This window comes from Campylobacter concisus, assembly GCF_902460715.1.
GTDB lineage: Bacteria > Campylobacterota > Campylobacteria > Campylobacterales > Campylobacteraceae > Campylobacter_A > Campylobacter_A concisus_AK.
In genome coordinates this window covers 829,683-845,336 of record NZ_CABPUX010000001.1, presented here as the reverse complement: position 1 = coordinate 845,336, position 15,654 = coordinate 829,683, and the positions used below count along the sequence as shown (strand labels likewise).

The 15,654-nt window shown below is 41.1% G+C and carries 15 protein-coding genes; 11 read left to right on the top strand and 4 right to left on the bottom strand.

Annotation, left to right across the window (positions count from 1 at the left end):
- The 4 genes from F3G91_RS04155 to mraY form a co-directional block, all read right to left on the bottom strand.
- The coding region (locus tag F3G91_RS04155; protein ID WP_188116793.1) for a hypothetical protein at positions 1-2,793 on the bottom strand (2,793 nt) is incomplete at its 3' end.
- Between the two features lie 149 nt (positions 2,794-2,942).
- Positions 2,943-4,160 carry a UDP-N-acetylmuramoyl-L-alanine--D-glutamate ligase gene (murD, locus tag F3G91_RS04150; RefSeq protein WP_149700796.1) on the bottom strand — a complete coding sequence of 406 codons (1,218 nt, stop codon included), beginning with the start codon at positions 4,158-4,160 and terminating at the stop codon, positions 2,943-2,945.
- A gap of 4 nt (positions 4,161-4,164) precedes the next feature.
- Positions 4,165-4,680: a hypothetical protein gene (locus F3G91_RS04145; protein WP_149700795.1), complete on the bottom strand. Its 516-nt coding sequence runs from the start codon at positions 4,678-4,680 to the stop codon at positions 4,165-4,167.
- A gap of 3 nt (positions 4,681-4,683) precedes the next feature.
- Entirely contained in the window at positions 4,684-5,748 is a 1,065-nt protein-coding gene (mraY, locus tag F3G91_RS04140) for a phospho-N-acetylmuramoyl-pentapeptide-transferase (RefSeq protein ID WP_149700794.1), read from the bottom strand.
- An 80-nt stretch (positions 5,749-5,828) separates the two neighbouring features.
- On the opposite strand from mraY, the gene gpmI reads away from it, so the two are divergent.
- From gpmI to iadA, 11 genes are all read left to right on the top strand, one after another.
- Complete coding sequence (gpmI, locus tag F3G91_RS04135; protein WP_149700793.1) at positions 5,829-7,292, top strand: 2,3-bisphosphoglycerate-independent phosphoglycerate mutase; 1,464 nt, start codon at positions 5,829-5,831, stop codon at positions 7,290-7,292.
- A 36-nt stretch (positions 7,293-7,328) separates the two neighbouring features.
- Positions 7,329-8,072: a 3-oxoacyl-ACP reductase FabG gene (fabG, locus tag F3G91_RS04130; RefSeq protein WP_021083753.1), complete on the top strand. Its 744-nt coding sequence runs from the start codon at positions 7,329-7,331 to the stop codon at positions 8,070-8,072.
- Positions 8,073-8,158: 86 nt separating this feature from the next.
- Positions 8,159-8,392 (top strand): acyl carrier protein, encoded by a 234-nt coding sequence (acpP, locus tag F3G91_RS04125; protein WP_002941395.1) that lies wholly within the window; start codon positions 8,159-8,161, stop codon positions 8,390-8,392.
- Between the two features lie 34 nt (positions 8,393-8,426).
- Positions 8,427-9,638 carry a beta-ketoacyl-ACP synthase II gene (locus tag F3G91_RS04120; protein WP_149700792.1) on the top strand — a complete coding sequence of 404 codons (1,212 nt, stop codon included), beginning with the start codon at positions 8,427-8,429 and terminating at the stop codon, positions 9,636-9,638.
- Position 9,639: 1 nt separating this feature from the next.
- Positions 9,640-10,575: an acetyl-CoA carboxylase carboxyl transferase subunit alpha gene (gene accA, locus F3G91_RS04115; RefSeq protein ID WP_087582860.1), complete on the top strand. Its 936-nt coding sequence runs from the start codon at positions 9,640-9,642 to the stop codon at positions 10,573-10,575.
- 203 nt (positions 10,576-10,778) lie between these two features.
- Complete coding sequence (locus F3G91_RS04110; RefSeq protein WP_149700791.1) at positions 10,779-11,633, top strand: CbrC family protein; 855 nt, start codon at positions 10,779-10,781, stop codon at positions 11,631-11,633.
- A 12-nt stretch (positions 11,634-11,645) separates the two neighbouring features.
- On the top strand, positions 11,646-12,488 hold the full coding sequence (locus F3G91_RS04105; RefSeq protein WP_149700790.1) for a YwqG family protein: 843 nt from the start codon (positions 11,646-11,648) through the stop codon (positions 12,486-12,488).
- Positions 12,489-12,923: 435 nt separating this feature from the next.
- Complete coding sequence (locus tag F3G91_RS04100; RefSeq protein ID WP_107964790.1) at positions 12,924-13,538, top strand: riboflavin synthase; 615 nt, start codon at positions 12,924-12,926, stop codon at positions 13,536-13,538.
- Positions 13,539-13,548: 10 nt separating this feature from the next.
- Complete coding sequence (locus F3G91_RS04095; protein WP_149700789.1) at positions 13,549-14,268, top strand: purine nucleoside phosphorylase YfiH/LACC1 family protein; 720 nt, start codon at positions 13,549-13,551, stop codon at positions 14,266-14,268.
- Positions 14,258-14,467 carry a hypothetical protein gene (locus F3G91_RS04090; RefSeq protein WP_002941393.1) on the top strand — a complete coding sequence of 70 codons (210 nt, stop codon included), beginning with the start codon at positions 14,258-14,260 and terminating at the stop codon, positions 14,465-14,467. Before F3G91_RS04095 ends, F3G91_RS04090 begins: the two co-directional genes overlap by 11 nt.
- A gap of 10 nt (positions 14,468-14,477) precedes the next feature.
- Entirely contained in the window at positions 14,478-15,617 is a 1,140-nt protein-coding gene (gene iadA, locus F3G91_RS04085; RefSeq protein ID WP_149700788.1) for a beta-aspartyl-peptidase, read from the top strand.
- Positions 15,618-15,654 lie beyond the last annotated feature (37 nt).

The window sequence follows — 15,654 nt, the reverse complement described above, 5'->3', positions numbered from 1 at the left end:
CACCCACATACCCTTATCTACTCTTGTTATACTCTTTGACTCATTAAAAGAGTTTATAAAGCTATTCATATTATCTTTGCTTAGTAGGTTGATACCATACTTGGTATCTTGGTTTATCTTTGTTTGACCTGTTTGGTTTGTGTTGCTTGGGTTTTGATTGTTTGCGGAATTTGCTTCATCTATGTAAATTTGATATCTCTTATTTGTACTATCTTCACTCTTTAGCTCTTTAGTAAGTTTATCATCTTCATAGATATTTATATCTTGCTTAGATATATCTTTATCTATATATAAGTAGCCACTTTTATTTACTAAGGCATCATCATGATTTAGACTAGCTTTAAAGCTCTTCTCTTTTATAGCATGCTCAAACTCATATATGATTAGCTTGTCATCTTTAAATTTAATATATAGAGGTATCTTTATATCTATCCTTATATGGTTTTTACCATATACGCTTTTGTATTTAAATTTATCCTTCTCTCCTTCAAGATATGCAAAAAATACTATAGTATGACCACCTTGCTTTAGCTTATCTAGATCATCTTTTTTTATAAGATCTGAAATTTTAAATCTTATCTCTTTACCCTTTTGATCTTTTAGCTCTACCACCTCTCTAGGTTTTTCTTTAGATACTTCGTTATACTCTATGGTTTTTATCACCATATATCCCCAAAGTATCTCTTTATACCTCTTGTCTCCTTTTTCTTGTTTATATATAGCCTTTAAGCTTATCTCTTCATTTGTCTTAAATGGATACTCATTATCAGAGACTACATTTACTATATGATCTGTTATATCTCTTAAAGATACCTTGTTTGTATAGCTATAACTACCACCACTTTTATCTTTATATCCTATAGATATGATAGCTGTACCAGTGTAGGCATGTATGCTTTTAGTATCATAAATTTTACTTAGATCAGATGAATAGACTATAAGCTTAGTATCTTTCTTATCATTTCTATCTATAGGGATATTAAATGTAGCTGTATATGAGTTTTTGATATCTGAGTCTTTATTTTTAACTAAAGAGCTGCTCTCATATATACTCTTATCACTGCAGTGATGAAGATATATCTTATCTATATCACTAGCTTCACCTTTTTCGTTTTCAATGATGAGATTATTTAGTGTTAGAGCAAGGCTTGAGCTAGATGTTGATGTAGGTACTACATTATTACCAAGAGCTAGACGAAGCTTCATATCAAACATAGCTGAGTCTTTATCATCTCTAAGGGTAAAGTTATTCTCCTTAGCGAAATTTAGAAGGTTGAAATTTAGATATTCGTCTTTAGATGAGGGGAGGGAGAAGTGGCTCATCTTTACAACGCCATCTTCTAGCTTGTACTCTATCTCATCGCTACTTTGTCTTATACTAGTAAAGCAAGCGCCCTTTGTCTTGTTTTTATCGTCTTTGCCATCATCGTTTTCTTTATAAAGGATCACACTATCTGACTTTGTCTTTGCGTTTTTAAATTTGATATCTCTATCAGATGAAGCGCCTTTGTTCTCTTTTTCGTAAGAGTCAAATTTAAAGTCAGTGAGTATTAGCTCGCATAAATTTAGCTTGCCATAGTTTGGTCTGCTAGGATTTAGCTCTTTTGGGTTTAGCTCGCTGCAGTCAAATTCTGTTTGGCTGGCTAACACTATGGTAAAGTTGCTCTTTTTAGGCTGAAATATCCTAATAGGAGTAGCCGTCTTTATAGGGCAGAGTATGAGCATATCCTCTTGTTTATAAAGCTCTTCTTCTCTTCTTTTTAGGAGTTTGTTTATCCTTGAAGCGTTAGACGTAGAAGAGGAGGTTAAATTTACGCAGTAGATATTTTCGGTACTAAATTTATTTGATGTTTGGGAGGCTAAAAGAGAATTTAGCTTATCGGCAAATGGCTTAAATAGCTCCTCGCACTTTGAAGCGGTGCCGTTTGATCTCTCTTCGTCTTTTTGCATAAATTCTAAGTGAGTGACGTCTTCTTTGTGCTCTTTGCCGTTTTTGTCTTTTGTGACATACATAGCTTTTGAGATATTTAGGTGGGTAAAGATATCTATGCACTCGCCAAAGCTGACACGCTCCATGCTAGCTGCGCTAGATGAGTCGCTTAGAGCTTTGTTGTTTTCGTCTGACTCGTAAAGGCCAAACTGAGCTGAGATCTTTTTTCTTAAAAGTTTAAGGTTGTGTGGGTTATCACCGCTAAAGCTCTCGTGAGCTAGCCAAAACCACGCTTTAAAGCGGCTTTTGCTCTTAATGAAGCTTGCTAAGGCTGGGTCGATATTTTTCTTGCTACTTATGTGAAGCAAGGCTAGGAGTGCGACGTGCTCTTTTGAGACATTAGACGTCCCAGATGAAGCGAGCTTGACCTCCTCTAAATTTGCAAGCGACGAGCCTCTTAGTTTCTCTTTTATATCAGCCGCTAATGGCTTTAGTTTTGACTCTAAAATGGCATTTAACTGCTCATCTTGGCTAAATTTAAACTCAGGCAACTCTGCGCCGTAAGCGACCTTTGCAGCATTATTTATATCGTTAAAAAGCTTTTCTACATCTATCTTTTGAACAACGGTTTTTGTTGTAGTGTCGGTTATGGCTTTTCTAATAGCCTCGATCACTTTTGCTTTGTTAGCACCATAAATTTGAGTGCATATCGCGTCTAGATCGTCCTTTAGACTAAAACTATATCCCATAAGTAGCTTGTCGCCAGAGATGAAAGGCTTATTGATGTCGGCGCTGTATGATAGTTTGATGATATCTATTAAGTTTTCTTTAAAATTTGCATCATTTCTAGGGGTAATGGGCATAAAATTCTTCCTTAATTTTTTCGCCAAATATTAGCATAAACTTAAAAAGTATTCAATAAAAAACTCTTATAGAGAAAATTTTTGCTTTTTTCTTTAAATTTAGTGGCAAAATTTAGACAAAACGCCAAGATCTAAAAAATAGCTTAAAATCAAAGAGCCCTTATAAACTCTTTAAATTTATCTCCTCGCTCGGCGTAGCTCTTAAACTGATCAAGGCTCGCAGCTGCTGGGCTTAAAAGTGCTATCTCGCCTTTTTTTAGCTCTTTGCCGATTTCATTTACAGCATTTTGTAAAAAGTCGCATTTTAGGGCAGGGATGCTAAATTTAGCAGCTAAATTTATAAGCTTGTCGCTATTTGAGCCGATGGCATAAATTTTGACCTTAAGACCCTTTAAATTTTCAAAGAGCTCATCCATGCTAACGCCCTTGTCGTCGCCACCTAAGATTAGGTGCATGAAGTGATTTTTATAGCGTTTTACGGCTTGAATGCTGGCGTCTATGTTGGTCGCTTTTGTGTCGTTTACCCAGGTTCGCCCCATCTTGTCGGTGAGCTCTTCAAGCTTGTTTGCTTCAATAACAAATGTGTTTAAAAGTCCTACATCACAGCGGTCAAATAAAATTTTCTCAACCGCAAGTGCCAGCAGTGCGTCAAGTAAAAATGGCGTTTTAAAGGCTATATCGTCCAAATTTACACCACAAAATTTAGCCAGATCGCTCTCATCTTTATAGGCGATCACTTTGGCCTTTGTAGGCGTTTTAGCGTAAATTTCAGGCACAATCGCTACGCTCGTTTCACTCATGCTAGCAAGAGGCTTTAGCTTGGCTTTTTCGTACTCGCTCATGTTGCCATGCCAGCTTAGATGGTCTGGCGTGATCGGCAAAAGCACGTAGATGCCAGGTGTGGCGCGGTTTGTGTAGTGAAGCGTAAATGAGCTAGTCTCAAGTATCCAAATTTTAGCGTGCGGGTTTAAATTTGCCAGCGCAATGCCGACGTTTCCGCCCATGACTGAGCCCTTGCTCTCTAGCAGGTGCTGCATCATCTTTGTAGTCGTCGTCTTGCCATTTGTGCCGCTGATCCAGACGTTAAATGGCAAATGCGCCTTGTAAATTTCATAAAAATAGTCATATTCGCTAACTAAATTTTTAGCTTTTTTTATAAGCTCGTGGTGAGGCGGGATACCTGGGCTTGGTATCTCTAGGTCACTTTTTGCTGGATCAAATTCGCCAACTGGCAAAAGAGCATTGCCAAACTCATCTTTTGAAATTTCGCTAAATTTATCATCGTAGATATCCCAAAAGCCCTCATTCACAAAGTTTTTAGCGATAGCTTTCGTCGTGCCGCCATAGCCAAATAGTGATTTTCTCATGCTTTTATCCTCTTTTGCCCCATAAAATTTCTACTATCTCATTTGCACTTAGCTCACGCATCACGCCCTCTATCTCGCGGCGCTCAAAGAGCTCAAAGCTAAATGTTTTGGCAAAATTTAGCTTTAAAAACTCTGCAAAATATGCGCCTTCGCAGGCAAATGTTACTCTTACATAAAATGCCTCTAAAAAATCATCTTCAAATTCAGGCACAGGTGCTAACATACGCTCCACGATCTGCCTAAGCTCGTCTTTTGTTATATCTGGCACCACTTTTGGCTCTGGCAAAGCGATGTCAAAGGCGAGATTTTCAGCGCCCTCAGCCTCCCACCACTCGTGCAGGCTAAATTTACTCATATCCTTGCCGCTTATCTTGGCTAGACGCTGCTCTACTTTGCGGTACTCTTCGCCGTCCTCATCGCCAAATTCGTCGCAATAGTCGGTGTAGGCTAAAATTTGCTCCAAAATTTCATCATATTTTTTTCTAGCACTCTCAAAGTCAGGCTCTATCTGCGCTCGCATGATCTACCTGATCTTTAGCGCCGTTAGTGCGATCAAATTTGCTAAAAGCGCGATGATCCAAAAGCGCACGATGATCTTATTTTCCGCCCAGCCCTTTATCTCAAAATGGTGATGTATAGGCGCCATTAGGAAAATTCTGCGTTTAAAAATTTTAAAGCTACCCACCTGCAAGATGACGCTAAGCGTCTCTACGACAAAGATGAGGCCTATTATGATGAGCAAAATTTCGTTTTTGGTCGCAACGCCCATAAAACCGATATATGCGCCGACGCTCAGGCTGCCGCTATCGCCCATAAAGACTTCAGCTGGGTGGCAGTTAAACCACAAAAAGCCCATGAGCGAGCCAATGAGCGCAGAGGCTACGACGACGCTCTCGCCAACGCCTGCGATCTTTGGTAAAAGCAGATACGAGCTAAAGACAGCGTGGCCGCAGATGTAGGCAAAAACGCCAAGTGTTAGAAGTGAAAATATCGATGGCACGGCAGCAAGGCCATCAAGTCCGTCTGTTAAATTTACCGCATTTGAGGCTGCGACGATGACAAGCGTCCAAAAGAAAATGGCAAAAATTTTCATATCAAAGATGGGCTGCTTGTAAAATGGCAGGTAAAACTCGGTGTTTAGCTCTTTGCTGATGTATAAAAAGGCTGCGAGTAAAAAGGCGATGAGAAACTGAAAAAAGAGCTTTGCCTTTGGGCTTAGGCCGGCGTGGTTTTTCGCACCTAAAATTTTGCTGTAATCATCCTTGTAGCCAAGCAGAGTGAAGCAAACTAGGCAAAAGAGCGAGGCTAGAATGAAGGTGTTATCAAGCCTTGCGCAGATGATCGTGGCGATCACGGCAGTAAAGACAAAGACAAGCCCGCCCATGGTCGGTGTTTTGGCCTTTTTTTGGTGTGTTTGTGGCGCGAGCTCGTAGATAGGCTGGGCGGCGTTTTTTGCCTTTGCCCAAGCGATAAATTTAGGCATCAGATACGCTGTAAGCGCAAATGCGATGAAAAATGCAAAACCTGCACGAACGGTGATGTATTGAAAGATATTAAAATTTAAAATTTCGTAGATATAGTAAAACATGGGAGCCTTTATTTTAAAAAAAAGCAATTTTAGTATAATGGCCTTAAAAATTATCTAAATTTAAGGATAAAATTTTCAAAATGGCTCAAAAAACTATACTTATAATAACTGATGGCATCGGATCAAACAAAAATGGCAAATTTAATGCATTTGAGGCGGCCAAAAAGCCAAACTACGATAAATTTTTTAAAGAAATCCCAAACTCGCTCATAAAAACTTCTGGAAACGCTGTGGGGCTACCCAAAGGGCAGATGGGAAATAGCGAAGTAGGGCACATGTGCATAGGAAGCGGTCGAGTTTTGTATCAAAATTTGGTCAAAATTTCACGCGGCTTTGATGACGGCTCAATAGCAGAAAATGAAGCGCTAAAAGCTCTTTTTAAAAAGTGCAAAAAGATCCACGTCATAGGGCTATATAGCGACGGTGGCGTGCACTCTCATATGGAGCATTTTGACGGCATGTGCGAGCTTGCTAGTAAAAATGGCTGCGAAGTTTTTGCCCACGCTATCACCGACGGACGCGACGTTAGCCCAAATAGCGGTCTAAATTTCATAAAAAGCTTGGAGGCTAAATTTAAGGTAGCGACCGTTTGCGGGAGATTTTACGCGATGGATAGAGATAAACGCTGGGAGCGCGTAAAAGAGGCCTATGATAGCTTGGTAGAGGGGGCAAATTTAAGCGATCTAGCACCAAGCGAGTATCTGCAAAAAAGCTACGACGAGGGCGTGACTGACGAGTTTGTAAAGCCAGCAAGCTTTAATGGCTTTAAAGGCATAGGCAAAGATGACGGCGTGATCTTTATAAATTTTAGAAATGATAGAGCAAGAGAGATTTGCCAGGCTCTAGGCGAGGAGAAATTTAGCGAGTTTGAGCGACCTTTTGCTATTAAAAATTTAATCACCATGACCGAATACGACGCAAATTTTAAATTTGAAGTGCTCTTTAAAAATGAAAAGATAAAAAACACTCTAAGCGAGGTCATAGCAGCTGCTGGACTAAGGCAGCTCCACACGGCTGAGACTGAAAAATACGCCCACGTAACATTTTTCTTTAATGGTGGCGTCGAGGAGCTAGCCAGCAACGAAACGAGGGTGTTAATCCCTAGTCCAAAGGTCAAAACCTACGACGAAAAGCCAGAGATGAGCGCTGCTGAGGTTTGCAAAGCCGTGTTAAAGGGCATGGAAGACGAGCAAGACTTTATCGTAGTAAATTTCGCAAATGGCGATATGGTGGGACATACTGGCAACTACGAGGCTGCTATAAAGGCGGTTGAAGCAGTGGATATGGCTCTTGGAGAAATTTACGCCAAGGCAAAAGAGATAAACTACGCGATGATCATCACAAGTGACCACGGAAACTGCGAAGAGATGCGTGATAGCAGCGGCGAGCTACTGACAAACCACACTACCTATGACGTCTTTTGCTTTGTGATGGCTGATGGGGTTAAAGAGCTTAAAAATGGCGGTCTAAACAACATCGCGCCTAGTGTTTTAAAGCTCATGGGGCTTGAAATTCCAGCTGAAATGGACGAGGCGTTATTTTAAATTTGATAATATAAGCAAAATTTATAAGGAGAATCTATGAAATTTAGCGGAAAAAACGTGCTAATAACAGGTGCAAGCAGAGGTATCGGCGCACAGATCGCAAAAACACTTGCAAATATGGGCTTAAAAGTGTGGATAAACTACCGCTCAAAGCCTGAGATAGCAGACGCTTTGCAGGCTGAAATCGAGCAAAATGGCGGCAAGGCTGCAGTGATAAAATTTGACGCGACAGACGAAGATGAGTTTATAAAGGGCATAAATTTGATAGTTGATAGCGACGGTGAGCTAAGCTACCTCGTAAATAACGCTGGCATCACAAATGACAAGCTAGCGCTTCGCATGAAAACTAGCGAATTTACAGATGTGATAAATGCAAATTTAACTTCAGCTTTCATAGGATGTAGAGAGGCTTTGAAAGTGATGAGTAAAAAGCGCTTTGGAGCAGTCGTAAACGTCGCATCTATCGTTGGTGAGATGGGAAATGCTGGACAGGTGAACTATTCAGCCAGCAAGGGCGGACTAATCGCCATGAGTAAGAGCTTTGCAAAAGAGGGTGCGAGCAGAAATATCCGCTTTAATAGCGTAACTCCGGGCTTTATCGAGACTGATATGACGCATGGGCTAAGTGATGAGGTAAAAAAAACTTATAGTGATAATATCCCACTAAAACGCTTTGGCAGTGCTAGCGAGGTGGCTGAGGCGGTTGCATTTTTACTAAGTGATCACGCTAGCTACGTGACTGGCGAGACGCTAAAAATAAACGGCGGACTTTATATGTAATGAAATTTCAATAAGTTTTGAAATTTAAAATAAATAAAAGCGTAAATATTATAAGATAACAGACATTTTTTATAAGGAGACCTTAAATGGCAGTATTTGAAGACGTAAGAGACGTAGTTGTAGAGCAACTAAGCGTAGATCCACAAGCGGTAAAACTAGAGTCTAAAATCATCGAAGATTTAGGCGCTGATTCACTTGACGTTGTAGAGCTAGTTATGGCTTTAGAAGAGAAATTTGAAGTAGAAATTCCTGATAGCGAAGCAGAGAAATTAGTAAGCATTCAAGACGTTGTAAATTATATAGAAAAACTAGGCAAATAATTTAAATTTGCATAGTTTGATTTAAGGAGATGTATTGAAACGAGTCGTTGTAACTGGTATTGGCATGATAAACGCACTTGGTCTTGATAAAGAGAGCTCTTTTAAGGCTATTTGCGAGGGTAAAACAGGTGTGAAAGAGATCACGAGCTTTGATGTAAGCGAATTCCCTGTTAAAATTGCTGCCGAGATAACTGATTTTGATCCAAATAGCATTTTAGACGGCAAAGAGGTGAAAAAAGTAGATCGTTTCATACAGCTTGGCATAAAAGCATCTAACGAAGCTATGGCTGATGCGAATTTTAAGGAGTTTGATGCTCATAAATTTGGCGTTAGCTCAGCAGCTGGTATAGGTGGTTTGCCAAATATTGAGAAAAACTCAATCACATATTTTGAAAAAGGCGTAAAGAGAATTTCGCCATTTTTCATCCCATCGGCACTTGTAAATATGCTAGGTGGCATAGTTTCAATAAATCACGGACTAAAAGGTCCAAATTTATCAAGCGTAACAGCTTGTGCAGCAAGCACTCATGCGATATCACAAGCTGCAAAATGCATAATGATCGGTCAAGCAACAAATATGCTAGTTATCGGTGCTGAGTCAACTATTTGCGGCGTTGGTATAGGCGGTTTTGCAGCGATGAAAGCACTCTCAACAAGAAATGAAGAGCCAAGCAAAGCTTCAAGACCATTTGATGCAAACCGCGATGGCTTTGTAATGGGCGAGGGCGCTGGCGCACTTGTGCTTGAAGAGTACGAGTCGGCTGTTGCAAGAGGTGCTAAAATTTACGCTGAAGTAGTTGGATTTGGTGAGAGCGGAGATGCACACCACATCACATCACCAACACTTGAAGGCCCATTAAGCGCGATGAAACAAGCACTTGATATGGCAAAAGGCGTAAAGATAGACTATGTCAATGCACATGGTACTTCAACGCCAGTAAATGATAAAAACGAGACAGCTGCACTAAAGGCTGTTTTTGGCGATAAGTGCCCACCAGTTAGTTCAACTAAAGGTCAGACTGGACACTGTTTAGGCGGTGCTGGTGCGATCGAAGCTGTCATATCTATAATGGCAATGAGAGATGGCATCATCCCTCCAACGATAAACTACGAAACGCCAGATCCAGATTGCGATCTAGACTACGTTCCAAATAAAGCCAGAAAAGCTGATATAAAAGCTGTTATGAGCAACTCATTTGGTTTTGGTGGAACAAACGGCGTCGTGATATTTAAAAAGTTGGATTAAGATGTCAAATTATTTAGATTTTGAAAAGAGCATAAAGCAAATTGATGAAGATATAGCAAATGCTAAGATCAGAGGCGATGAACATGCTGTTGAAATTTTAAATAAGAACCTATCTAAAGAAATATCAAAAGTATATAAAAATTTAAACGAATACCAACGTTTACAACTTGCTCGTCACCCAGATAGGCCATACGCTATTGATTATATAAATTCATTTTTAGTTGATGGCTATGAGATCCATGGCGACAGGGCATTTCGCGATGACCCAGCAATAGTCTGCTACATCGGCTATATCGGAGGTAAAAAGACTGTCGTTATAGGCGAGCAAAAAGGTCGTGGCACTAAAAATAAACTAAAAAGAAATTTTGGTATGCCTCATCCGGAGGGCTACCGAAAGGCTTTACGCGTAGCAAAATTGGCTGAGAAATTTAACCTACCTATCTTGTTTTTGATAGACACTCCAGGTGCATATCCTGGTGTTGGTGCTGAAGAGCGAGGTCAAAGCGAGGCTATAGCTAGAAATTTATTTGAATTTGCAAATTTAAAAACTCCAATAATAGCTGTCGTTATCGGCGAAGGCGGAAGCGGTGGTGCTTTAGCTATTGGTGTGGCTGATAGACTTGCTATGATGAAAAACTCTGTCTTTTCAGTCATCTCGCCAGAGGGTTGTGCTGCGATACTTTGGAACGACCCAGCTAAACAAGAGCAAGCTACAAAATCTATGAAGATAACGGCTGATGACTTAAAAAATTTATCGCTTATAGATGACGTGATAAATGAGCCGATAAATGGAGCTCATAGAGATAAAGACGGTGCCGCTAAAGCACTTGCAAACTACTTCATCTCAGAACTAGCCGAGCTTGAGAAGCTTGATATAAACGAGCTTGTCGCAAAAAGAATAGACAAAATCCTCTCTATCGGGGCTTACGAAGAGTAAAATTTATAGTCGCAAGTGAGTTGAAAGTTTAAGTAAATTCGCTTGCAGCTCTCATTTGTGCTAAATTTAATATACCTTTTTTAAATTTTAAAAATTAAACAATTTTATATTTTTATCCCACTCTTTTAAATTTTAATAACTCACCTATGCGACTTTTAAGTGTTTAAAGCTAAAATTCTTAGCAAATTTCATAAAGGCTATTTGTGGATAAATTTCAAGAAAAATATATAAAACTTTCAAAAGATTACTACAAAAATAACGGCAATGCGGCGAGCGTGGAGGCTTTGTATCAGTTTAAAGAAGAGCTTGAGACAAGTGAGGATATGCAGGCAAAAAGCGTTTTAGTCGATATTTATCAACTTTTGTCTATGCAAAAGAGTGCTTACGAGCTACTTTTAAAGATACATGACAAAAACGACAAAAAGCAGCTAAAAACGCTTGGTTATCTTGCGCAGTTTTTGGATGAGGGCGACAAATGGGCGGTGCCAAGGCCAAAGAGCAAAGAGCAAATTTTAGCCCAAAAGGCAAAGGCTGCTACCTTGCCAAAATTTCGCTACCACCCAGAGCCATTAAAAACTGGCGCATTTAAAGATGATATGAGCGTCATCTGCGAGTGTTGCGGTAAAAACACAGAAATTTATTACAACAATGGCGTCTATAGCGAGCAAGACGTCACCTATCTTTGCCCAGCCTGCATCGCAAATGGTGAAGCTGCTAGAAAATTTGACGCTACCTTTGTGCAGGGCGCCGACAAGCTTGCCACGGATGACGCCAAAAAAGATGATGAGCTTTTTAATAGAACACCTGGCTATGAGAGCTGGCAGGGCGAGCACTGGGTGGTGTGCTGTGATGATTATTGCGCATTTTTGGGCGATGTGGGCACGAAGGAGCTTGAGGAACTCGGCATCGCAGACGAGGTCTTTGATGACTACGCAAAAAGAGACGATTACGACGTGAAAATGGCTCGCGAGCTGCTCGTAGCTGGCGGCGACTTTGCTGGATATTTGTTTCGCTGCTTGCACTGCAAAAAGTATCACATCTACATTGATGCTTGCTAGAAAGGGAAAAATATGGATCTAAATGAAATTTATAAAGGCTGCAAAGAGCGCGGTTTGGATGAGCTTTTTGAGTTTTTAAAGCCAATGGCTAAAAATGCTATAAAGATAGATGTACAGGCTAGAGATGACGGTGATATCGCTGTTGGAGCGTCTAAATTTGGCGGACAGCCAGATCTTCCAGCTAGCGTGCCTTGGCCGTCAAATGAAAACGGCGCGCTTAGCTTTGTGGCTCAGATAAATTTTGCTGAAGTTAGCAAATTTGACACCGACGGGTTACTACCAAAAAGTGGCATGCTCTATCTTTTTTATGATATAAATTTACGCATTTGGGGCTACGACCCTGCCGATAAAAAGGGCTTTGCTGTGATCTTTAGTGAGGCAGCTCAAGACCAGCTTGTTCGACAAAACGTGGATAGCGGAAATTTCACATTTGGCGCGCGATCTCTTGGCTTTAGGAGCGAGCTAAATTTGCCAAGTTTGCAAAGCTCGCTCGTGCCATTTGGTAAATTTAGCGAGGAGGAGTGGGAGGCCTATCACGAGGTCATCGAGCCAAGCTGGCAGGCTAAAGAAAACAAGCTACTTGGTCACTCTGACAATATCCAAGACGGCATGGAGCTAGAGTGCGAGCTCGTGGCAAACGGCCTTGACTGCGGCGATGGTAGCGCTTATCACCACCCAAATATCGCTGAGTTCGAGAAAAATGCCGCCCAGTGGCAGCTGCTTTTGCAAATAGATAGCGATGAGCAGAGCGACATGGACTGGGACGGTGAGGGCAGAATTTATCTGTGGGTAAAGAGGGATGATCTAGCGGCGCACGACTTTAGTAAGACGTGGCTAGTTTTGCAGACGAGCTAGGGGCGAAATTTAGCCAAAAGCTTTTGATATGCGTCTGGTAGTAAAATTATTATTGCTGTTTTTTTGGCGAGCCATATAAATTTCGCGCGTAGAATGTGTAAAATTAAAAATTTAAAGGCAAATAGCAGTTGAAATTTATACTGGCTAGATCAAATTTAATTTTTATAATTTACCGCCAGTCAAATTTACCTTGCAAGCGACTTTTGTTACCAAACTAGTGGCTCATCGCTAATTTGTCAGCTTTTTTATATTCTTTTCTAGGTTACACTCGCTTTTTTGTTTTTTGCGTGACCGCTCAAAAGCTCATCTTAATGTTGTCTTATCCATTATATTTAGCCTTTATATCTTTTAAAATTCACGAAAACTAGCAAATCTATCCATGCGCCAAATTTAGGCAAAATTTAGTAAAATCCTTAAAAAATTTAAAGGCAAAATATGTTTAATGGCTTAATCAGGGAGCTTGCCGAGGTCATTAGCTACTCACAAAATGTTTTACGACTAAAGGCTAAATTTCGCCCAAATTTAGGCGATAGCATAGCAGTAAATGGCGCTTGCTTAAGCGTTATCAAACTATATGATGATGGCTTTAGTGTGGAGCTAAGCGCGGAGAGCAGGGCAAATGTCGCGGTTGAAAATTTAAGTGGCTTGGTGCATATTGAGCCAGCTATGAAGCTTGGAGAGCGCGTGGATGGGCATTTGATGCAAGGGCATATCGATTTTATCGGCGTGATCTCAGCTATAAAAAAGCATGAAAACGGCGTTGATTTTTACATCGACCTGCCGCGAGAGGCGATGGCTCTGATGGCAAACAAGGGCTCGGTGGGCGTCGAGGGCGTGAGCCTTACGATAAATGAAATTTTACCAAAGGGCATAAGGCTAACGATCATACCGATCACATTTAGAGATAGCCTTTTTGGCACTTTCAAGATCGGCAGACGCGTAAATATCGAGAGTGACCTGCTGGCTCGCTACGTGGCTAGGATGCTTGAGGCTAAGCAAAATGGTGGCCTTAGTTGGGACGAGGTCGAGAGAATTTCAAGCCTCTACTAAGTGAGCGAAGATGCGTGAAAATTTAGATATCGTTTTTGATAAAAATGGCATAGTAGCTGGCTTTACAAACAGGCTTGGTGGTGTGAGTGAAGCTAAATTTAGCTCGCTAAATTTAGGTGATCACGTGGGCGACGAGCCAAAAGATGTCATAGAAAATAGAGAAATTTTGGCTAGAAATTTAGGCGTTAGGCAGCTTAAATTTATGAAGCAGATCCACTCGGACAAGGTTTTTGTCCTTGAAGATGAAAAAGATGAGCTGCCGGAGTGCGACGCTGTGATCACAAATTTAAGTGATGTTGGCATCTGCGTCTTGGTGGCTGACTGCTCGCCAGTCGTGATGATAGATGAGAGGCAGGGTGCTATCTGCGTGGCTCATGCAGGAAGAGCTGGCGTGATGCTAAAAATTTGCACAAAAGCAGTTACGCTTATGGGCGAGAAATTTGGCTCAAGAGCGGGCGAGATGAGCGTCTTTGTCGGAGCAAATATAAAAGGCGGCTGCTACGAGGTGGGCGAGCTTGATCTTGGGGAATTTAACGCATATAAGATAGGTAGAAATTTTGATATGAACGCAGCTTTGAGGGATGAATTTAGCGCACTTGGGGTTAGAAATTTAAACTTTAGCGAGGTCTGCACGCACTGCGACGAGAGATATTTTTCATACCGAAGAGACGGCGTGTGCGGTAGATTTTGCGGATTTGCAGTGAAATTTAAGGATAAAAATGGGATATGAGAGCTTTAAAAATCCACTAGCGGCAAAAATAGCTCAAAACGCTAGAAATTTGGGCTTTGAGCAGCTTATGAACGAAGAGTTTGTGCAGATGCTACTTAGCTCAAAAAAGATGGAGCTAAGCGCCGTAGATAGGGAAAATATCGAGCAAATTTTTATAAAACTGATGGAGATAGAAGAGAAAGTACAACTTAGCAAATAAAGGAGAAAAGATGCTTTTGCTTAAAAATGCTAATCTATACACGCCAAAATTTCTTGGCAAGCGCGATGTTTTGGTAGGTGGCGGTAAAATTTTAGCCATCGGCGAGGGGCTAAGCTTTAGCGTAGAAGGGCTAGAAATTTACGACCTAAAGGGCAAGGTTTTAGCTCCAGGTCTCATTGATCAGCACGTGCATATCACGGGTGGCGGCGGCGAGGCTGGATATCACTCAAGAACACCTGAGATCACGCTTAGCCAGATCGTAAAATACGGCACTACGACGCTTGTTGGCGTTTTGGGGACTGATGGAGTGACTAGAAGCTTGGAAAATCTCTACTCCAAAGCAAAAGCGCTCGAGTTTGAGGGCATCTCGACCTTTATCCACACCGGCTCATATGCAAGCCCCTGTGTGACATTTACCGGCGATATCGCAAAGGACCTCATACTAATCGACAAAGTGATCGGCGTAAAGATCGCGTTGACCGACAACCGCGGCAGCTACGTCTCAAAAGAGGAGCTCATCAAAATTCTAAGCAAGATACGCATAGGCGGCATGGTCTCTAAAAAAGGCGGCGTGCTTCACATGCACATGGGCGGACTGAGTGAGAAATTTGACAACGTCTTTAAGGTGATAAAAGACTATGAATTCCCAGTTCATTACTTCTCGCCGACACACTGCGCTAGGACGAAAGACTTGTTTAACGAGGCTTTGAAGTTTCAAAAAATGGGCGGAAACGTCGATATCACAAGTGGTGGAAGTAAATTTGCCCCACTTCACGAGGTGGTGGCTTATGGCCTTGAAAATGGGCTAAATTTAGAGCGCCTAACGATGAGCTCAGATGGCAACGGCAGCGTGCCTAAATTTAACGAAAATGGCGAGCTAGTGGGATATGGCTGCGCGTCATGTGCGTCAAATTTAGAGGTATTGCAAGCTTTGGTAAGAAATAAAATTTTAAAGATAGAAGATACTTTGTCTTTGATGAGTAAAAACGTGGCGAGATATCTAAATTTAAGCCAAAAAGGCGAGATAAAAGTCGGCAACGACGCTGATCTTTGTGTCTTTGACGAGGAGCTAAATTTATACGACGTGATCGCAAAAGGCGAGTTTTGCGTTAAAGACGAAAAGGTCGTTAAAAAAGGCTTTTTTGAGTAAATTTATGAAAATTTGAGCTTTATTTGTAGCTAAAGAA